We start from the raw sequence: 21,599 nt of genomic DNA, 5'->3' as shown, positions 1-21,599 counted from the left end.
TCGAATTACTTTGCAGTACTCCAATGTTCACGCAGGTTCGCTCAGCCGATCGCCGAGTTGCTCCTGCTGAGGACCACAGCCATCAAGCTGTCATGAAAGCGGTGTATTTGGTACTCGAACCTCAGTACCAAAGTGCGCTTTCCCAGGCCGCAAACAGCCTCAATGCACAAAATGGAGCCATTGGCGTTGAACTGAGTGGTTACCTCATCGAAGAACTGCGCGATCCAAGCAACTTTGCAGACTTCCAAGCCGATGTAGCCGAAGCCGATGTTTTTATCGCCTCGCTGATTTTCATTGAAGACCTAGCTCAGAAAGTGGTGGACGCTGTCACCCCCCATCGCGAGCGGCTCAAAGCCATTGTTGTCTTTCCTTCCATGCCGGAGGTGATGCGGCTCAACAAGCTTGGCACCTTCACCATGGCCCAGCTGGGACAGAGCGATAGTGTTATCGCCAACTTCATGAAAAAGCGAAAGGAATCAAACGGTGCTGGATTCCAAGACGCAATGCTCAAACTATTAAATACACTCCCCAACGTTCTTAAATATCTGCCGGTTGATAAAGCACAAGATGCAAGAAGCTTCGTGCTCAGCTTTCAATACTGGCTAGGAGGTACGCCAGACAACCTGCGCAACTTCCTATTAATGCTGGCGGATAAGTATGTCTTTCCAGCGACAGAAGGGGAAGATCGTCCAAAACTAGACATCGTGGAGCCAGAGATCTTCCCGGACCTAGGTATCTGGCATCCGATGGCCCCGTCGATGTTTGAAGACCTCAAGGAGTACCTCAACTGGACGACCAGCCGCACGGATCTCTCAGAGAAAGCCCACAAAGGCCCAATGATCGGTCTTGTCCTGCAGCGAAGCCACATCGTCACTGGTGATGATGCCCACTATGTCGCTGTCATTCAAGAGCTTGAGTTCCGTGGTGCACGTGTCCTCCCCATTTTCTGCGGTGGGCTTGATTTCTCTAAGCCTGTCAATGCCTTCTTTTTCGACCCAATCAACCCTGACCAACCCCTAGTCGATGGGGTAGTTTCCCTCACTGGATTTGCCCTTGTGGGTGGCCCTGCCAGACAGGATCACCCCAAGGCTATCGAATCTCTCAAGCGCCTTAGCCGCCCTTATATGGTTGCGCTCCCGCTTGTCTTCCAAACAACTCAGGAATGGGAAGTTAGTGACTTAGGCCTGCATCCAGTTCAGGTTGCACTACAAATCGCCATCCCTGAATTAGACGGAGCCATCGAGCCAATCGTGCTCTCTGGTAGGGATGATGCCACCGGCAAAGCCCACACACTTCAAGACCGGGTTGATGCGATTGCTGAACGAGCAATCCGTTGGTCATCTCTAAGAATCAAGTCAAGAGCTGAGAAAAAATTAGCAATTACTATTTTTAGTTTCCCTCCAGATAAAGGAAATGTTGGCAGTGCTGCCTACCTCGATGTTTTTGGTTCCATCCATCGTGTTTTGGAGGAAATGAAGGCTCAGGGCTACGACATCCAAAACCTCCCCAAAGACTCCAAAGCACTGATGGAGGCGGTAATCAATGATCCTGAAGCACTAGAAGGAGCACCAGAACTGGCCATTGCACACCGTATGAGTGTGGCTGAGTACGAGCACCTGACACCTTATTCAGAGCGCCTTGAAGAAAACTGGGGCAAGCCGCCAGGAGAACTCAATAGTGATGGTCAAAACCTACTGATCTATGGACGTCACTTCGGCAACATCTTTGTAGGCGTTCAACCCACCTTCGGCTACGAAGGAGACCCAATGCGCTTGCTCTACTCAAGAAGCGCCAGTCCTCATCACGGCTTTGCTGCTTACTACACCTATCTCGAAAAGATCTGGAAAGCTGATGCTGTGCTCCATTTTGGCACCCACGGATCTCTCGAATTCATGCCAGGCAAGCAGATGGGCATGAGTGAAACCTGCTATCCAGATTCATTGATCGGAGGGCTGCCAAATCTTTATTACTACGCAGCAAACAATCCCTCCGAAGCAACGATTGCAAAAAGGCGTGGTTATGCCTCCACAATCAGCTACCTCACTCCTCCAGCAGAAAATGCAGGCCTATATAAAGGCCTCAAGGAACTGGGCGAACTGGTGGGGTCCTACCAACAACTGCGTGAAGGCGGTCGTGGTGTGCAAATCGTCAATACCATCATTGAAACCGCACGCCAATGCAATCTTGATCGCGACGTAGACCTGCCAGAACAAGACGCGGCAGAGCTAGATCTCGACCAACGGGATGCCGTTGTAGGCGCGGTGTATAGCCAATTGATGGAAATCGAGAGTCGCCTTCTGCCATGTGGACTTCACACGATCGGCAAACCACCCACGGCAGAAGAAGCGATAGCGACTCTAGTAAGCATCGCCGCCCTTGAACGTGAAGACGACGGTCTTCGCTCGCTTCCTGGGCTGTTAGCAGAAGCAATAGATCGCAAAATAGAAGATATTTACAAAGGAAATGATGACGGCATTCTTGCTGATGTAGAGCTCAATCGCACTATCACTGAGGCATCTCGTGTTGCCGTTAGGGCGATGGTGCAATCTCTCACTGGACGAGACGGACGCGTGAATATGAAAGATAATTCCAACTGGTATTTGGATTGGTTTTTTAATCTACTTCAGCGTTTTGGTGTAACACGCCCCAATGCATGGTTGCAAGCCTGTAGAAAAGCTGGATTCGGCAACATTGATTCCATTGAGCTTGACAAACTGTTTGCTTATTTGCGCGGTTGCCTTGAAAAGATATGCGCAGACATGGAAATGCAGAGCCTTCTGCGTGCCCTCGATGGAGAATATGTGCTTCCTGGTCCAGGTGGAGACCCAATTAGAAATCCAGGGGTTCTGCCAAGTGGCAAAAACATTCATGCTCTCGATCCACAGGCCATTCCAACCAGAGCTGCCGTTGCTGCAGCAAAAGGAGTCGTCGATAAATTAATTGAACGTCAACGCCAAGAACAGGGCGATTGGCCAGAAACAATTGCCTGTGTTCTTTGGGGTACAGATAACATCAAAACCTACGGCGAATCACTTGCGCAAATTCTCTGGTTTATTGGTGTAAATCCAGTACCAGACTCTGTAGGCCGTGTTAACAAGCTAAAACTCATTCCCCTTGAAGAGCTTGGTCGGCCAAGGATTGATGTGGTTGTGAACTGTTCAGGAGTATTTCGAGATCTGTTTATCAACCAAATGGCATTAATCGATCAAGGCGTCAAGATGGCAGCTGAGGCCGATGAACCACTTGATCAAAACTTCGTACGCAAACACTCCCTTGAACAAGCAAAGGAACAAGGCACAAGCCTTAGGGATGCCGCTTGCCGTGTATTTTCTAATTCAAGTGGAAGTTATAGCTCAAACGTAAATCTTGCAGTAGAGAACTCAACATGGGAAGAAGAGAATGAACTTCAAGAGATGTATCTTTCACGCAAGACATTTGCCTTTAATGCTGACAACCCAGGAGAGATGAACCAAAACAGAGAAGTATTTGAATCTGTTATGAAAACAGCAGATGTCACTTTCCAAAACCTTGATTCTGCTGAAATTTCTCTTACTGATGTCAGCCACTACTTCGACTCAGACCCCACAAATTTAATCAAGGGTCTTAGAGATGATGGCAAAGCTCCCGCGAGTTACATCGCAGATACAACAACAGCAAATGCGCAGGTCCGCTCACTGAGCGAAACGATTCGATTGGATTCCCGTACAAAGCTACTTAATCCAAAATGGTATGAAGGCATGGTCAACTCAGGCTATGAAGGCGTTCGCGAAGTCGCCAAGCGCCTGAACTTTACCCTCGGCTGGAGCGCAACTAGCGGACAGGTAGATAACTTTGTCTACGAAGAGTCAAACGAAACCTTCATCAATGATCCAGAGATGCGTAAGCGTCTCATGGAACTTAATCCACATAGTTTCCGTCGTATTGTTGGCACCTTATTAGAAGTTAATGGCAGAGGTTACTGGGAAACATCTGATGAGAATATTCAGCAATTGCAAGAGCTTTACCAGGAAATTGAAGATCGAATTGAAGGAGTAACAACGCCAGACAACCAATCGTCTGGCGAATGATTAAAAAGCAACTCAAACCCTAATTACCAGAGTCTGCTAGCCATTTGAAGGGTCTGATGGATTGGGCCCACATCATGCACTCTTACCATTGCCGCCTTCGCCTGCACACAACGGCAGGCCACGGCGGCAGTACCCCATAGACGAGCCTCTGGGTCCGGTTGGTGCAAAACATCTCCGATGAAGCGTTTCCTTGAGGGCCCAACCAAAACAGGGAAGCCTTCAGAGCAAATCCTCTCTAGATGCTTCAACAACATCAGATTTTGTTCAGTGGTTTTAGCAAAACCCAAGCCTGGGTCCCAAATCAACTGATCAGATCGAATACCAGCAGCCAAAGCTTGATCCGTTCGACGAAGTAGTCCAAGACGAACCTCTTCAATCACATCGCTATAAGTGGCGAGTTGATCCATGGATTGACTGTTGCCACGGCTATGCATCAACACATAGGGACATCCTGCTTCGGAAACAACCCTCAGCAACTCAGGGTCACGCCTGCCGCCGCTGACATCATTAATCCAATCTGCACCTGCTTGCAGAGCCGCCTCCGCCACCTCCACAAGGAATGTATCCACAGAGATCAACGCCTGCGGGTGAGCTGCACGTATTGCATGAAGAGCAGGCATCATTCTGTTCAACTCCTCGTGCCAGCCAACCTCCTCGGCCTTAGGCCTCGTGCTCTGAGCACCAAGATCTAGTACATCAGCCCCTTGCTGTATAAGAAGAGTTGCCTGTGCAAGGGCACTAGCAGGCTCTAGATAATTGCCACCATCGCTAAAAGAATCGGGCGTGATATTAATCACCCCCATCACCTTCGTTCGCTGTCCCCATTCCTGAGGCCAAGGAGATTTAACTGGTTTGATAATTGGCAATGCGAGCAAAACTCTCTGGGTCAAGGGAGGCACCACCCACCAACACTCCGTCGATATCACTCATTGACATCAACTCATCAATATTTCCTGGTTTGACCGAACCGCCGTACTGAATGATTAGTTCTGAAGCACCGACCCAACGACGAATGAGGCCACAGATACGATTCGCCTCCGATGCTTCGCACGTCTTGCCCGTGCCAATGGCCCAGATGGGCTCATAAGCAACCACAAGCTTGTCTGGATCGGTGTCTTCCAGTCCCTGTTCCACCTGTCGTCGAATCACACGCTCAGCCTCTCCTCGTTCACGCTGCTCATCACTTTCACCCACGCAGACAATCGGGATCAGACCATGCGCTTGGGCTGAACGAGCACGACGGTTGATCTGTTCATCACTCTCACTGAAGTATTTGCGTGGTTCACTATGCCCAACAATCGCGTATCGCACTTGATGCTCCAGAAGCATCGTTGGCGAAACCTCTGCGGTATAAGCACCATCATCCTCCCAATGCACATTCTGGCTTGACAATTCCAGACGAGTGCCGCCAACGGACTCTGCCAATGAGGAGATAGCGGTGAATGGTGGGGCAATCACTACATGACGGTCATTGGGAGTGGCTTCGATTAATGGCAGGAACATGGCCGTGTACTCCCTTGCCTGAGCACAGGTCATGTGCATCTTCCAGTTGCCAGCGATCACGGGTTTACGCACGCTCGGGTCCTCTGAAGTTCCGCAGGGGCTAACTTACGGCCCTGTCGAAGCATTGCCGACAAAGACCGCCTCATCTGTGCCCAATCGAACCCGGTTGCCTGAACTCAAATTGCGGCCACGCCTTGTTTCAACAGAGCCATTGACAAACACCTGCCCTGACTGGATCAGCTGTTTCGCCTCGCCTCCAGTGGCCACCCAGCCCTGCCATTTAAGAAATTGATCCAACTTCATTGAATAAGCAGAGCGTTCACGCAACTAGTGTGACTCGATGTTTTCCTCCTCCGAAGCCGGCTTCCGCAGACTGCTTCCCCTCTTACGCCCTCACCTGCGCAGGCTGATCTGGGGAGGTGTGTGCATACTGATTTACGTAGGATGCTGGCCGCTACTGGCATGGCTTGCTGGGCAGCTGATTCCAGCGATCGGGGCAGGCAAGCTGGCCCAGGTCGTCCAAGTGATTGCCATAGCACTCACTGTTTTTCTGGTTCAAAAACTGGCTCAATTCGGACAGGACACCATGCTTGCCGGGCCAGCATTGCGAGTGAGCCAAGACCTGCGTCGTGATTTGTTTGCACAGCTGCAACAAGTCGAACTAGGGGCCCTCGAGAAACTGTCTTCAGGAGATCTGACCTATCGGCTCACTGAGGATGCCGATCGGGTGGGAGAAGTGATTTACAAGACCATTCAAGACACCACACCAAGTGCTCTGCAATTGGTAGCGGTATTTGGCTATATGGTTTTTCTTGACTGGCAACTATCACTAGCCACCCTGCTGCTAGCGCCAATTGTGGCGATCTTGGTAAGCCAGTTTGGTGCCAGAGTCATGAGAGCTGCCGAACGCAGCCAGCGTCAGGTGAGCGATCTTGCAGGGCTACTTGGTGAAGCAATCCAAGGGTTGCCTTTGGTGAGAGCCTTTGCTGCAGAACCCTGGCTTCAGAAGCGCTTTGATGCCGAAGTTGATCTTCATCGTCAAGCGCGATACCAAACCCTGCGTCTGCTCGCTCTACAGCATCCTGTCGTGGGCTTTATCGAAGCCGCTGGCATCCTCACAATCTTGGCGATTGGTGCGGCTCGGATTCAAACCGGCGGAATGGATGGCCAAAGTTTCAGCAGCTATGTGGCTGCCTTGCTGATGCTGATCGATCCCATTAGCCACCTCACCACGAATTTCAATGAATTCCAGCAAGGCCAGGCCTCACTGCGACGCCTGCGAGAAATTGAACGCGAACCACAGGAACCTCCTGACATTGACCAAGCTGAACCACTGGGTCACTTAAAAGGTGATCTAGTGCTTCGTCACGTCAGTTTTGCCTATGTCAATGAGCAACAAGTGCTACACGATCTGTCTCTAGAAGTGAAGGCTGGCCAGATCGTTGCACTCGTGGGTCCATCTGGTGCTGGAAAGAGCACTCTGTTTTCATTACTTTTACGCTTCAACACTGCCCAGCAAGGAAAGATTCTTCTAGATGGTCATGAGCTCAGCCAGGTCAAAGCCCAGGAGCTAAGACATCAGGTGGCCTTGGTGCCGCAACGAACAACAGTCTTCTCTGGCAGCGTCGAAGAAGCCATTCTTTTCGGTCGAAGTGTGAGCCAAGAGAAGGTCAAAGAAGCAGCAATCCTTGCCAACGCTCACGATTTCATCATGTCCTTACCGGAAGGATATTCCACTCAATTGGAAGAACGCGGCACAAACCTTTCTGGTGGCCAACTGCAACGCATCGCCATTGCTAGAGCCGTGCTCGGCAATCCAGCCGTGCTGCTATTAGATGAAGCCACTAGTGCACTAGACGCAGAAGCGGAAGCAGCGATACAACTTGGACTACGTCGTGCCATGCAAGGACGAACCGTTCTAGTGATTGCCCATCGTCTAGCAACTGTTCAGGAAGCCGATCAGATTGTTGTCTTAGAACAAGGACGTATCAGTGATCGTGGCAGCCATGACGAACTAATGTCCCGTACGGGTCGCTATAGAGAGCTCTGCGAACGACAGTTCATTCGTGATTTGCAGAGTGTCTCAAAGAAAGACAAAGGAATTGAACGCATCCCATAGGATTAAGATCCAATCTTTGGTTCAATGCTAAAGGTAAAGCTCTGTTTCCCCTAACAATGGCTCCCAAATGGCCCTTAGGTAGGTCCAAAAGTACAAATGACACTCAAGAACAGAACTCAAACACAATGACTGACTCTGCAGCCAATAAATCTGACCCAGTGCTCACCTTCGAAGGCAAGCGCTACGACCTGAATTCACTACCAGATGAACTGAAGGAACTGATCCGTGGCATGCAAGTTGCTGATGCCCAACTACGCATGCACGAAGACACACTAAAAGTGCTGGCAGTAGGACGTCAGACTCTGGCAATGCAATTGAATGAAAAACTCAAAGACGTCAGTCCTATTCCAGACGAGTCTTGAAGTGACGTTTTGAGCCTCACGTCTACACCCATTCAAATCGGTAGGTTTTTCTTTATGCCAAAGAATATTCGCTATCGCACTCACTAGTAAGCCAGTCAGGCTTAGAACAACAATGAGCCCATAAGGGTATGAGCAACAGCCCAGACAAACCCTCGATCAGCAACCAGGACCCTCGATCAGCAACAGGTAGCCAACAGAGACTGACAGCAACAGGGATATGCAACAGGGATTGCACCAGAGAAACCTGAAATATATTGCCAGTGTCATGGCCCATGGCCATGATGGCCCAATGTGATCTCAGCAAAGTCAGCGAGCTATTGATCTAGCCTCATAAAAGCTAAAGCCGAATGACCTGCATGATGAACAGCAATAGCATTGGCGTATCAAGGACATAAAGCCTACCCCTAATATCATCAAGCTGGCTGTGAGCAAGATAAGGTTGACAATTGGTCAACCACAGATGAAATTTTCGTTCGAGTGAAATATTTTAATTACTTCTAAAAACAGATAGACTTAAAAGAATTGATTGGCTTTTCCAGCAGAATCAATGCTTTCAGCACTGACAATCAAGCAAAGGCTGCCTATATTAATCCCGAGTAAATTGACAACCATTATCACTTATTTTAAAGCTGCTCAAGCTCTACGAACTTAAACAACTGCCGTTCAGCAGCCATTCCAGCAAAAGCATCTTTTTCCACTAACCTTTCACTCAATACCCATAAGCCATCATCAGCCAAGGGCACAAAAGTATCAGTGAACTGACTTACTCCACTGGTAGGCTCATTTGTTTTTGGGTCGTGGTATTGACTGCTGTAAGTATGACTTAGGTAGCCACAACCTGTATCCGTCGTACTTTTTGTAAAAATGGTCACCACTGTTCCGTGAATATGGCGATGAACCATCGTCACCACATCATTTTTGATGCGATAACGATCACCAAGATTTTTACCTCCAACGATCACTTCTAAGCCAACTTCATCGTTGTCACCTGCGGTAAAAGTGTTTTCACCATGGGTCTTTTCAAAACTGCGTCGTACTCGATGTATGGCAACTTCCCATAGCTGGGAAGAGACAGCCTTAGCGATCAATTCATCTTCAATACCATCAATATGGGCCTTAAGATCCGCTCCCAACTCAAACTTCCCTTCCACGACAAGATCATCCTTGACCCAGAGACACCGACCCCGATAACCAGAAAAGACCGGATCCCAGGTGTAGCGATTCTCATAAGCCGCCTGAAATAGTTCTCGACAATCACTACCAGGAGCCAAAACAATAGGGGAAGCGTTAGCGATCACGGCAAGAATTTCAGTTGAGCAAGCCTAATGGGAGATCAAACATGGATGTCTTGAAGGGCCGCTACGGATAATGACTGTTGCTGGAGTGCCGTGATTCCCTCGACAGCGGCTCGTGCTCCAGCAATCGTCGTAAGGATAGGCACGGAGTAATCAAGAGCTGCTCGTCGCAAATATTTGTCGTCATGAGCGGCCTGACGGCCAATAGGTGTGTTGATCACCAACTGAATCTGACCAGAGCGAATCAAATCTTCGATATTGGGACGTCCCTCATGAACCTTGAGTACTGGCTGAACGTTCAATCCAGCCTGATTAAGGGCTTGAGCAGTTCCGGAGGTGGCCGTGAGATCAAAACCAAGTTCAATCAGCCTTTCAGCGACAAGTAGTAGCGCTGGCTTATCCCGGTCATGAGTAGAGAGAAAGACAGTTCCACGAATTGGGAGGGGATCACCAGCTGCAAGTTCAGACTTGGCAAACGCCATGCCAAAACTGGAGGCTGAACCCATCACTTCTCCAGTGGACCGCATCTCCGGGCCAAGCACCGAATCGGCTCCAGGGAAACGACGGAATGGCAAGACGGCTTCCTTGACAGACTGAAGAGGCGGTTGAGGCTCATGCGTAAGTCCAACAGCCGCCAAGGTCTCTCCTGCCATGAGCCTAGTTGCGATCCTGGCCAGGGGTACTCCTGTGGCTTTAGCCACAAAAGGAACGGTACGAGAAGCACGAGGATTGGCCTCGATGATGAACACTTGTTCCTCACCCGCTTCATCCCGCTGGACAGCGAACTGCAGATTGATCAACCCCTGAACTTTGAGCGCAAGGGCCAACGCTTCACTCCAGAGACGAATCGTGCGAAGGGCTTGCTCACCAAGAGAGATGGAGGGAAGGCAGCAAGCGGAATCACCAGAGTGAATTCCAGCAGGCTCAATGTGTTCCATCAAACCACCAATCACGACAACTCCATCAGAGTCACAGAGAGCATCAACATCAACTTCCACAGCATTTTCCAGATACTGATCGATGAGCACTGGATGATCAGGTTCGACCTGAACCGCTTCAGCCATATAGCGATTCAACTCTTGTTCATCAAACACCACCTCCATGGCTCGGCCTCCAAGCACATAAGAGGGACGAACAACAACGGGATAACCAATGCGAAGTGCTACGGCTCGGGCATCTTCTTCACTGCGAGCCAAGCCATTACGAGGCTGGCGAATTTGAAGCTGCCGCAGGATCGCCTCGAACTGTTCACGATCTTCAGCCCTATCAATTGATTCTGGTGATGTACCCCATATACGTGTGCCTGTTGACTTTCCGATCGAACTCTCTAGCCAACGAAGCAAGGGAATGGCCAACTTGAGTGGGGTCTGACCACCAAACTGAACGATGACACCATTAGGCCGTTCAGCCTCGATCACATTTAGTACATCCTCAAGAGTAAGAGGTTCGAAATAAAGTCTGTCACTAGTGTCATAGTCAGTAGAGACAGTTTCGGGATTACTGTTAACCATCACAGTGACAAATCGCTTGTCCTGCGCAGCAAATGAAGCATGGCAACAGCAATAGTCAAACTCAATTCCTTGGCCGATGCGATTAGGACCCCCGCCAAGAATCATCACTTTTGCGCGACTGTCTGTAACGACCTCACTTTCCGGCTCAAGTTTATACAATTGGTCATCAGAATCAAGACGGTACAGGGGTCGCTCATAAGTTGAATAATGATATGGAGTAGTAGATGAAAATTCGGCAGCGCAAGTATCGACTGTCTTAAAAATAGGTTTGATATTTAACAGTTCACGACGTGCACGTACAGCGAGCTCTTCAGAACCTGTCGCCCAAGCAATCTGACGATCGGAATAGCCAAGCTGCTTCAAGCAGAGTAGAGACTCCTGATCCAATTCATCTAATGTGCGGCCATGCAGATGCGTTGTCTCAATATTGATCAGGTGGCGTAATTTAGCTAAAAACCAAATATCAATTTTGCTCAAAGAGTAAATATCATTGTCACTGCGTCCGGCCAACATCGCTGTTCTCACTGCCATGATCCGCTCAGGAGAAGGCGTACGCAACAAACGCTCAATTTCTGTAGGCGTAAATTCTGGCTCTTGCCGATCACAACCCCAACCAGCCCGCCCAATTTCCAGAGAACGCATCGCTTTCTGAAAAGACTCTTCGAAACAGCGACCGATCGCCATTGCCTCTCCAACAGACTTCATTGCCGTAGAGAGAACAGCAGGGCTGCCCTTAAACTTCTCAAATGCAAATCGTGGGATCTTCGTGACGACATAATCAATTGTGGGTTCAAAACATGCTGGTGTCTTACCCGTGATGTCGTTGATAATTTCGTCAAGGGTATAACCAACAGCAAGACGAGCAGCAATCTTGGCAATTGGAAACCCCGTGGCCTTACTTGCCAGCGCTGATGATCGACTAACGCGCGGATTCATTTCAATAACAACCACCTGGCCATCATCTGGATTGATCGCGAACTGAATATTGCTACCCCCCGTAGCAACACCTATCTCACGAATAATGGCAATGGATTGATCTCTAAGCCTCTGATACTCACGATCGGTGAGAGTTTGCGCAGGAGCAACAGTGATTGAATCTCCTGTATGAACACCCATTGCATCGAGATTTTCAATGCTACAGACGATCACAACGTTATCCGCCAAATCACGCATCACCTCTAACTCGAATTCCTTCCAACCCAACAACGACTTTTCGATCAAGATCTGAGAAACCGGGCTGGCATCAAGACCGCTTTTGCAGATCGCTGCAAATTCTTCAGGGTTGTAAGCAATGCCACCACCACTGCCGCCAAGAGTGAAGGCCGGTCGGACGATACGCGGAAAACTATTAATCACTTCACCAACCTCTTCTGCCTCCTTGAGGCTGGAAGCAATCCCTGAAGGACAAACGTTGACTCCTATACGCTCCATCGCCTGCTTAAACAGCTGGCGATCTTCGGCCTTTCGAATTGCAGCTAGATCTGCACCTATCAACTCAACGCCAAAACGTTCGAGTGTGTGATTTTCAGCCAATGCCACCGCCAAATTAAGAGCCGTCTGGCCGCCCATGGTTGGCAGCAACGCATCAGGGCGCTCTAACTCAATGACGCGAGTCACCACCTCGGGTGTGAGCGGCTCGATATAGGTGCGATCAGCCATCTCCGGATCCGTCATGATTGAGGCCGGATTGGAATTCACCAACACCACCTCAAAACCTTCATCCCGCAAGGCCTTGCATGCTTGAGTGCCGGAATAATCAAATTCACAGGCCTGGCCAATCACGATCGGACCTGACCCCAGCAGCAGGATGCGACGCAGATCAGACCTACGGGGCATGGAATTTCGGGTGTTGGCCAAACGCGACTAGCTTCCCACGCAACGTCAGAGATAGCTCAGGGAAAACACCCAGGCGCCATGTAGTCGCTAGCTTGATGAGTACGGAGAGAGATCAAGACCATGAGCGAACTCCAGCGCCTTAAGGGGCAGCTGCCGCCAGAGATGCAGAGCTGGGTGTTCGTGGAGGCGGCAGCAGCGGTAGATCCACCGCTCATAACCCTCGAGGAAATCGGACGAGATGAGGTCGAGATCCAAATCGATCTCGAGCAATGGGACAATCTCGCAATCGACCATCGCAACTTGCTCTTTTGGCATGAAGTCGGTCGAGTCCAGAACGACACCATTCCACGCGATGGCTGGGAAATGGCTGCTCTAGCCATCGGCCTCGGCGGTGCAATTGGTGAACTCTGGGTTCAAGACGGATTGTTGCTATTAATGGCACTAGGTCTTTCGGGCTTCGCTGGATATCGGCTCTATTTAAAAAACAACTCTGAAAAGCGGCTTCAGGATGCAATCGCTGCCGATGAACGGGCCATCGATCTGGCCTGTCGTTTCAATTACAGCGTGCCGAATGCCTACAAGAGCCTCGGAGGTGCTCTAAAGGAGCTTGTGGAACAAACCCGCAAAAAGAAGAAGCGAAGCTTCTATGAAGATCGATTGGAAGCCCTTAGAAAAAGTGCTGAAAAAGCTCGAGCAGAGATGGCTGAACAGGAAGGATCTCGCCAATCCGTAAGCAGTGAGAACGTCTATGGATAGTGAACAGCTAGCAGAAATGGCCGCTGAAGCCTGCGACGATCGCAAAGCTACAGAAATTCAACTGATCCGAATCGATGAGGTCTCCAGCCTGGCGGACTGGATGGTGATTGCCGGAGGACTGTCTGAAGTCCAAGTACGAGCAATTGCCAAATCTGTGCAAGATCGCCTTGAGGTAGAAGCCGATCGATTGCCATTGCGAAGCGAAGGTCTTAATGAAGGTAAATGGGCTCTGCTCGATTACGGCGAATTAATCGTGCATGTTCTACAGCCAAGCGAACGAGGCTTTTACGATCTGGAAGCCTTCTGGAGTCATGGAAAGCATCACAGCTTCATAAGCTCGAATCTCTCTAAAGCATCCTGAGACTTAAAAACAACACTTTGAATTAGTAGCAATTAACACCAACTCGAAGTGCCATTGCTTGGTTATTTGGCACGAACCATGGACTTCATCAAAAGCTTCATCATCAAAGGGGGCGAGTCTCTGCCAGGCTCTATGAAGCCCAAAATTCTGCTTGAGCATGAATCTTCCAACCTGGTTCGGAAGCTCCCAGCGTTCGAGCACAACACCTCTTGAAGTAAGCCTTAAGCGTGGCTCCAGCGTGGAGTCGATCCATCGCGTGCATGCTGTGGTTTGCGATGGGCGAGGGCGCGTCTTGATGCGAGCGGGCTATGAAGACTTTGAAACTTTCATCCGTTCAGCCCTAAAGCCCTTTCAAGCACTGCCTTTTTTGAGTAGTGGTGCAGCAGAGCAAATGAACTGTGGGGAAAAAGGATTAGCAATCTGCTGTGGATCCCATTCAGGGACAGCCGCCCATGCCCGCGAAGCCTTCAGGTTGCTTTGGAATGCCGAGCTAGACCCAAGCCTGCTGCAATGCCCGATTCCAACAGGAGGCACGAGCCCGTTAGAGCACAACTGCTCCGGGAAACATGCTGGCTTTCTTGCGACGAGCAAGAAAATGGGTTGGCCCCTTGATTCATACCTGCAAGGCAACCATCCTCTGCAAGTCGAAGTGAATCGACGCATAGCCGAATTGCTTGGGCTACCTGCCGACGAGCTCGTAGCTGCCAGGGATGACTGTGGAGCACCAACCCTTCGCCTACGGCTAGACCAAATAGCTTTGCTCTATGCCCATCTCGGGGAATCACGTCAGGCAGAAATGGAACAAGTGATTAGGGCAATGTTGGCCCATCCTGAACTCGTAGCAGGTGAAGGTCGATTTGACACTGAGCTCATGCAACGAGCTCACGGACAAATCGTGAGCAAGGGTGGAGCAGAAGGTGTCCAATGTCTAAGCCGCGTTGGTGAAGGGATGGGTGTGGCGATCAAGGTAGAAGACGGATCAAAACGAGCAAAACACGCTGTAGCGCTCCACCTACTTCGCCAACTTGATTGGCTCACCCCAACCGGACTGCAAGAATTAGAGGAACAGGTGTTGCTAATTGCTCCAGGTGTGCAGCTGGAAGTGGCCGGCGCTCTTCGATACCAGGAAACCTAAACAAAGACCAGGTTGCACAAGCCTCAAAAGGTATGCTTTGAGGGTCAACGCGGGGTAGAGCAGTCTGGTAGCTCGTCGGGCTCATAACCCGAAGGTCGGGAGTTCAAATCTCCCCCCCGCCACTCTTTTCCAGCCCTGTCCACCAGGGCTTTTTTAGTGTCTGCGACTGGGTTTTCGAGAATCTAAAGGGAATAATTTCGCCCTTTACAAAGAGTCATAATTGCCCTTAAAGACCCCAGTTAGCACAGTTTGGAGTGACAGTGGTGTCACTGTAAAAAAGGCATTTTTGTGGCATGCTGAGCGCACAGAGGAGCACTGATAGGAGATCCTGATGGCTAAAGGAGGCGTCAAATCCGAGTCCGTTTGGGACAGATGTTCAACTGCGCATGGAAGAGGGCTCGAACTAACAGAAGGATTCCTCAGATCGTTAAGAACAGCAAGAGTATTTGCCTAGAAAAAGTATTTTATAAGCCAAAAATATTTAACTCTACTTAGACAAGAAACCTCAAAGACTTTCGTTTACCTCATCGTCGAGCGGTTTCTAAGAGCTTCTACCCAAAAGACAAAAGCCACTGCACAATCTCAAAAAAAGACTGAGTAGAATTGCCCAGAGCCCTTGCCAGCAAAAGCTTTCTAGATCTCAAGAGATTGGATCAAACAACAACCTGAAGGTAAAATAAACTTATAGGCCTTATCTACGGCTGATCCAAGCCCAAACTCCTTCCCCTGGCTGAGGAGGTCTTCATGGTCACCTCCAATCCCAATCAAAACGACCTAAACCTAGACGGTCAAAAAGCTGCTGACGGTGTCACAAAAGCTTGGACCCAGCTATTAGGTACAACTTCCGTTAACGGTGGTGACTGGCCCTATGCGCTAACAACAGGCAGCGACGGCTCGATCTATATCGCTGGTTATACATGGGGCGACCTTGATGGAGAGACGAATAGTGGTTCAAGGGATGCCTATTTAACTAAATATGACCCTGATGGCACGAAGGACTGGACCCAGCTATTAGGTACAACTTCATATGACGAAGCCAATGCACTAACAACAGGAAGCGACGGCTCGATCTATATCGCTGGTTTTACACAAGGCGACCTTGATGGAGAGACGAATAGTGGTAGCTCTGATGCCTTTTTAACTAAATATGATTCTGATGGCACGAAGGATTGGACCAAGCTATTAGGTACTACCTCAGGTGCCGAAGCCAATGCACTAACAACAGGCAGCGACGGATCGATCTATATCGCTGGTAAAACATCAGGCGACCTTGATGGAGAGACAAATAGTGGTAGCTCTGATGCCTTTCTAACCAAATATAATGTGGATGGCACCAAGGATTGGACCCAGCTATTAGGTACAAATGGAGTTGACGGTGCCCATGCACTAACAACAGGCAGCGATGGCTCGATCTATATCGCTGGTTTAACAACTGGTGATCTTGATGGAGAGACGAATAATGGAGGGAATGATGCCTTTTTAACTAAATATGATCCTGACGGCACCAAGGATTGGACCCGGCTATTAGGTTCAACTAAAATAAATGACAAAGTCAATGCGCTAACAACAGGCAGCGACGGCTCGATCTATATCGCTGGTCGTACACCTGGCGACCTTGATGGGAAGCCGAATAGTGGTGACGATGATGCCTTTTTAACTAAATACAAGACGGATGGCACGAAGGGTTGGACCCAGTTACTAGGTACACCATCACACGATGCTGCCTATGCACTAATAACAGGCAGCGACGGCTCGATCTATATCGCTGGTGTTACAGCGGGCGATCTTGATGGAGAGACGAATAAAGGAGGCAGTGATGCCTTTTTAACTAAATATGACCCTGATGGCACGAAGGATTGGACCCAGCTATTAGGTACAACTTCAACTGAAATTGCCAGAGCGCTAACAACAGGCAGCGACGGCTCGATCTATATCGCTGGTTTAACAAGAGGCGACCTTGATGGTGAGGCGAATAAAGGAGGCGGTGATGCCTTCCTAACTAAGTTTGTAGACCAAAGCATTTCTATAACACCCATTCCCAACTTTTCAGTCACCACATCAACTAACTCCCTCAACGAAGGAGAAACTTTAACAACAAATATTGAAACGACAGATCTAAGTCAAGGCTCGGAGGTATTCTGGGCACTGGAAGGGGAAAACATCACTCAAAAAGACCTGCGCAATGGACAAATCAAAGGATCTTATGAATTTACTGTAGAAGAAAAATCAATAATTGCGTCTACGGATATATCTTTTGCCGCCCTAAAGGGCGATGGTTCAGTCGTTACTTGGGGATATGCAGATATCCTGTCGGACCAATTGGACGAAGGGGTTGTCAACATCTACTCAAACTCAACAGCATTTGCTGCTTTAAAAGAGAACGGCTCAGTCGTCACATGGGGAGGGAGTAACTATCACCCAATTAGCGGTGAATATATAGGCATGAATTCGGCGAATGGCAGATATGGAGCTGTCGCACAGCACTACAACACCTCCACCGACGTAGGCGCTCAACTTCAAAGTGGTGTAAAAGAAATATTCTCTACTGACATATCATTTGCAGCCTTAAAAGACGATGGTTCAGTCGTTACTTGGGGATATGCAGATATCCTGTCGGACCAATTGGACGAAGGGGTTGTCAACATCTACTCAAACTCAACAGCATTTGCTGCTTTAAAAGAGAACGGCTCAGTCGTCACATGGGGAGGGAGTAACTATCACCCAATTAGCGGTGAATATATAGGCATGAATTCGGCGAATGGCAGATATGGAGCTGTCGCACAGCACTACAACACCTCCACCGACGTAGGCGCTCAACTTCAAAGTGGTGTAAAAGAAATATTCTCTACTGACATATCATTTGCAGCCTTAAAAGACGATGGTTCAGTCGTTACTTGGGGATATGCAGATATCCTGTCGGACCAATTGGACGAAGGGGTTGTCAACATCTACTCAAACTCAACAGCATTTGCTGCTTTAAAAGAGAACGGCTCAGTCGTCACATGGGGAGGGAGTAACGATCACCCAATTAGCGGTGAATATATAGGCATGAATTCGGCGAATGGCAGATATGGAGCTGTCGCACAGCACTACAACACCTCCACCGACGTAGGCGCTCAACTTCAAAGTGGTGTGAAAGAAATATTCTCTACTGACATATCATTTGCAGCCTTAAAAGACGATGGTTCAGTCGTTACTTGGGGATATGCAGATATCCTGTCGGACCAATTGGACGAAGGGGTTGTCAACATCTACTCAAACTCAACAGCATTTGCTGCTTTAAAAGAGAACGGCTCAGTCGTCACATGGGGAGGGAGTAACTATCACCCAATTAGCGGTGAATATATAGGCATGAATTCGGCGAATGGCAGATATGGAGCTGTCGCACAGCACTACAACACCTCCACCGACGTAGGCGCTCAACTTCAAAGTGGTGTGAAAGAAATATTCTCTACTGACATATCATTTGCAGCCTTAAAAGACGATGGATCAGTCGTTACTTGGGGATATGCAGATATCCTGTCGGACCAATTGGACGAAGGGGTTGTCAACATCTACTCAAACTCAACAGCATTTGCTGCTTTAAAAGAGAACGGCTCAGTCGTCACATGGGGAGGGAGTAACTATCACCCAATTAGCGGTGAATATATAGGCATGAATTCGGCAAATGGCAGATATGGAGCTGTCGCACAGCACTACAACACCTCCACCGACGTAGGCGCTCAACTTCAAAGTGGTTTCGCGATTGGGCAAACAGAAGACAATTTTTCCTTATCCCACTCATTTGCTCAAGATCTCACCACAGAAGGCCTTGAGAGCCTGATCGTCAAACTCTTCTCTGATCAAGCACGCCAGCAACTCGTTGCTCAATCAGCCGCCGTTGATATCAACGACACCTCAACCTTTCCACAGGGGGGTGACAAATTAGAAATCAGCTATGAACTGAGGAAAGCAAAGCGAAAAGATGGGAGCAGCTCAACTGAAACTGACGGCATAGCGCTTGAGACAGATGTAGATACAACAATTAGAGAAGATCCTTTAAAAAGCACTGCTATTAAGGGTATTGGAGCTACAGATAATGATGCCTATATTTTAGACATCCTAGCTAAGAATGTAGCGCAAGGATATACACTTGAATCCACTGATATCACTTTAAAATTCAACACAGATCTTTTCGGCTCAATTGATAAAGATCAAATCCAATTATCCTCTCTATTTCCTGTCGCCAATGCGATTCATATTGATAACACTAAAGGCGAAATACGTATCGCCGGTGCTGGTTTAAATCATATTAGTGGTGCAGGCGCCGGCATAGCATCAGGTGAAAACAAGGTATTCGCTTCAATTGCTCTAAATTTTGACGAGACTGCTTTAGCCAAATACACAACAGGAAGTGCTACTGCTGGCAAATTGCTCACCTATGACGGGACTGCATCCGGTGTGGATGCATTTGATGGAACATTAGAATTTGATCTTTCTGTTAATCGAGATTCCACTGTATTTTCCAAGAGCATTACAGAGACCAGCGGCCTTGAAAATGCAGAAATCAGTACCTTGCGAGATTTAGACGGTAGCGTCAAAGCAATCAAGGACTCTATAGCCCTCTATGAAGGCCAAGTTGACTTGAGTCAAACTGGTGACTTGACTTTCGCCTCCAATCGAACCATTGGCGTTGCATCAGGAGGAATTAAGACCAACTTGATACGAGCTGGTTCAACTGTTTACAGCGATGTCACTTGGAAAAATACTGGCAATGTAGCAGCTACAGATATCACAATCAAAAATCTTGCCACTGATCCTACTGCTGTTGGCAAGGTGATTTCGTCGAAATCTGGATTCTTAAAAACAGCTACCACCACATCAACAGACTACAGTAAAAATGGAATCCTTGATCAAACAGCACTCGATCAGATTGATGCCACTAATAATAAACTTAAAGGTGGCAGCTTTGTTACTACATCGGCAGAAGAAGTTAATGGGCTGAAAATAGGAGACTACGATCCAAATAAACAAGAAGAAAAGACAGTCAGGATTGCTGTAGAAATTGGAGACGATCAAGCAGGCAAAGTGTTTAATGCCGGTAAAAATCTATACAGAATGGAAGTCATTAGGAAAGACCAACATGGTAAGGATCAAACGGATGAATACGATGTTGGTACTAACGTTGGATCAAAAAACCTGATTACATTCCAGGGTGATCTCAACTTTGACGGCACTGTAGGAATGAAAGACCTTGCATTCCTCAATGCAGGAGCAGCGCGTCAGACCCTTAAAGATGTAACCTCTGGGATGAAAGATAATTTGGGCAATGATATAGGCACTCAGACCAAGCAAGCAGAAGCTAACACTTATGCCAGTGACGTTGATGCTGATTTCAATGGAGTCATCGATATCGCTGATCTCAAGATATTAGATAAAGATTGGGGCAAAACCCTTCATACAGGCGAGGAGGCTTTTCATGGAATTTCGAATGGAACAACTGTAGGGGACAATCAAATATCCTGGGCTGATCTAAATGGTCAAACTGGTATTAATGAGTCCTGGGATAATACATCCTTTGAGAAGCAGAATACCCTTGAAGCCAAAGCCTCATCTGGTGGATATGATGCTCCTCTAGAACATGTGCAAAATGCCAATACTTCCAATACAAATATAGATTCTGATAATGCAACCCGTTCCGATGTGGTTACAGGAGGAACAAATAACCCTGCCCCGTCAGTATCCGGCGGGGGTGGAAATTACACAGAGGACATTACAGGCATCGGCCTGAATGATGACATCATGGGGGGTTCTAGTACCTAAACACGCATAAAAACTGGACAAAGATATCATTAAATATATATAATCGACAATCTGAAAGGGAGCAACTCTAAAATTACCCAATGCCTACCTGAATTACAGCAATAAGAGTTCATATTAATGTACTATTTGTACGATTCTGATAAGCGTTGGTGGAATCGATCCTGGAGTGAAAAGGATGGAAGTGACGAGATTGTGGCAGTGGTCTCGTACATAGGAAAGACATGAACAAATACTTAGGTTCAAAAAGCAAGAGCAACCAAATAGCTAAGGCGGGGAGAGATGACCCCCGTGGATGATGGGGAGGGGGCTTTTCTACATCCCCAGTCAGGATCCCCACCTACATTTTTGAGGCCTTTGATACCAAGGGATTTGCCCTTATCCCTTCGGGCTCATAACCCGAAGGTCGGGAGTTCAAATCTCCCCCCCGCCAACACTTAAAAGCCCCTCTCTGTGAGGGGGTTTGTTGACAAGAATGCATCAGAACTTGGCCCTGAAAAATAGTTCTCACCATTGGGCTGAGGTGACCCTCCAACCTTCGCCTTGAAGTCTTTTCCATAACTCTCTTGCATCATCAACGTGGTGATAAATCGTCCTGGTTTTTAAGAGAGCTGGTACACCTTTGATCGGTCGACCTTTGATCACTTCAATGTGGCGTTCCAGGAAACTACGACCAAGGACATCTTTGAACTTTAGATACCAATAACCCTCAGGATCAGATAGCCAGTGCGTCTGGCCGTGTCGCGCAGCCCCAAGCATCGAACGTCATCGATCAGTACCTATGTTCTACAGTAATAGCTTCGGAATGGCCAAGGCAAGAGAGCTGATCCCCGGGCCAGAGTGGGGAGCGATAGT

Annotated in this window: 13 protein-coding genes and 2 tRNA genes; 9 read left to right on the top strand and 6 right to left on the bottom strand. The window is 48.5% G+C overall.

Features of this window, described 5'->3' with window-relative positions; all coding sequences use genetic code 11:
* The first annotated feature begins 23 nt into the window (after positions 1-23).
* Entirely contained in the window at positions 24-4,067 is a 4,044-nt protein-coding gene (locus SIB66_RS09545; RefSeq protein WP_063406983.1) for a magnesium chelatase subunit H, read from the top strand.
* A gap of 23 nt (positions 4,068-4,090) precedes the next feature.
* Here SIB66_RS09545 and folP read toward each other — a convergent pair whose 3' ends face one another.
* The 3 genes from folP to SIB66_RS09530 are packed head-to-tail and all read right to left on the bottom strand — an operon-like array spanning position 4,091 to position 5,873.
* A complete protein-coding gene (gene folP / locus SIB66_RS09540; RefSeq protein ID WP_063406984.1) occupies positions 4,091-4,870 on the bottom strand; it encodes a dihydropteroate synthase in 780 nt (259 codons plus the stop codon).
* A 40-nt stretch (positions 4,871-4,910) separates the two neighbouring features.
* Positions 4,911-5,642: a triose-phosphate isomerase gene (gene tpiA, locus SIB66_RS09535; RefSeq protein WP_063406985.1), complete on the bottom strand. Its 732-nt coding sequence runs from the start codon at positions 5,640-5,642 to the stop codon at positions 4,911-4,913.
* A gap of 33 nt (positions 5,643-5,675) precedes the next feature.
* Complete coding sequence (locus SIB66_RS09530) at positions 5,676-5,873, bottom strand: RNA-binding S4 domain-containing protein (RefSeq protein WP_063406987.1); 198 nt, start codon at positions 5,871-5,873, stop codon at positions 5,676-5,678.
* Between the two features lie 37 nt (positions 5,874-5,910).
* On the opposite strand from SIB66_RS09530, the gene SIB66_RS09525 reads away from it, so the two are divergent.
* Together SIB66_RS09525 and SIB66_RS09520 are read left to right on the top strand one after the other, a co-directional pair.
* Complete coding sequence (locus SIB66_RS09525) at positions 5,911-7,689, top strand: ABC transporter ATP-binding protein (protein WP_063421640.1); 1,779 nt, start codon at positions 5,911-5,913, stop codon at positions 7,687-7,689.
* 125 nt (positions 7,690-7,814) lie between these two features.
* Positions 7,815-8,051 (top strand): DUF6447 family protein, encoded by a 237-nt coding sequence (locus SIB66_RS09520; RefSeq protein WP_236070336.1) that lies wholly within the window; start codon positions 7,815-7,817, stop codon positions 8,049-8,051.
* 623 nt (positions 8,052-8,674) lie between these two features.
* Here SIB66_RS09520 and SIB66_RS09515 read toward each other — a convergent pair.
* Entirely contained in the window at positions 8,675-9,349 is a 675-nt protein-coding gene (locus tag SIB66_RS09515) for a DUF3386 domain-containing protein (RefSeq protein WP_063406996.1), read from the bottom strand.
* Between the two features lie 35 nt (positions 9,350-9,384).
* Positions 9,385-12,693: a carbamoyl-phosphate synthase large subunit gene (gene carB, locus SIB66_RS09510; RefSeq protein WP_063407110.1), complete on the bottom strand. Its 3,309-nt coding sequence runs from the start codon at positions 12,691-12,693 to the stop codon at positions 9,385-9,387.
* Between the two features lie 120 nt (positions 12,694-12,813).
* Between carB and SIB66_RS09505 the strand changes: the two genes are divergently transcribed.
* The 6 genes from SIB66_RS09505 to SIB66_RS09480 all read left to right on the top strand — a co-directional run bounded on the left by SIB66_RS09505 (position 12,814) and on the right by SIB66_RS09480 (position 21,177).
* On the top strand, positions 12,814-13,449 hold the full coding sequence (locus SIB66_RS09505; protein ID WP_063406998.1) for a DUF3318 domain-containing protein: 636 nt from the start codon (positions 12,814-12,816) through the stop codon (positions 13,447-13,449).
* Positions 13,442-13,810 (top strand): ribosome silencing factor, encoded by a 369-nt coding sequence (gene rsfS, locus SIB66_RS09500; RefSeq protein WP_063421638.1) that lies wholly within the window; start codon positions 13,442-13,444, stop codon positions 13,808-13,810. The genes SIB66_RS09505 and rsfS overlap by 8 nt, the downstream gene beginning before the upstream one ends.
* A gap of 157 nt (positions 13,811-13,967) precedes the next feature.
* Complete coding sequence (locus SIB66_RS09495) at positions 13,968-14,945, top strand: asparaginase (protein WP_063407002.1); 978 nt, start codon at positions 13,968-13,970, stop codon at positions 14,943-14,945.
* 48 nt (positions 14,946-14,993) lie between these two features.
* Positions 14,994-15,067 (top strand) — tRNA-Met (locus tag SIB66_RS09490).
* Positions 15,068-15,689: 622 nt separating this feature from the next.
* Positions 15,690-20,747 (top strand): hypothetical protein, encoded by a 5,058-nt coding sequence (locus SIB66_RS09485; RefSeq protein ID WP_413681269.1) that lies wholly within the window; start codon positions 15,690-15,692, stop codon positions 20,745-20,747.
* Positions 20,748-21,044: 297 nt separating this feature from the next.
* Positions 21,045-21,177 (top strand) — tRNA-Met (locus tag SIB66_RS09480).
* A 74-nt stretch (positions 21,178-21,251) separates the two neighbouring features.
* Here the strand turns inward: SIB66_RS09480 and SIB66_RS09475 are convergent.
* Positions 21,252-21,503 (bottom strand): DUF1651 domain-containing protein, encoded by a 252-nt coding sequence (locus SIB66_RS09475; protein ID WP_063421290.1) that lies wholly within the window; start codon positions 21,501-21,503, stop codon positions 21,252-21,254.
* Positions 21,504-21,599: the final 96 nt, after the last annotated feature.

This window comes from Prochlorococcus sp. MIT 1318 (assembly GCF_047304505.1).
Classification (GTDB): domain Bacteria; phylum Cyanobacteriota; class Cyanobacteriia; order PCC-6307; family Cyanobiaceae; genus Prochlorococcus; species Prochlorococcus marinus_D.
This window is presented reverse-complemented; position numbering and strand designations above follow the sequence as displayed.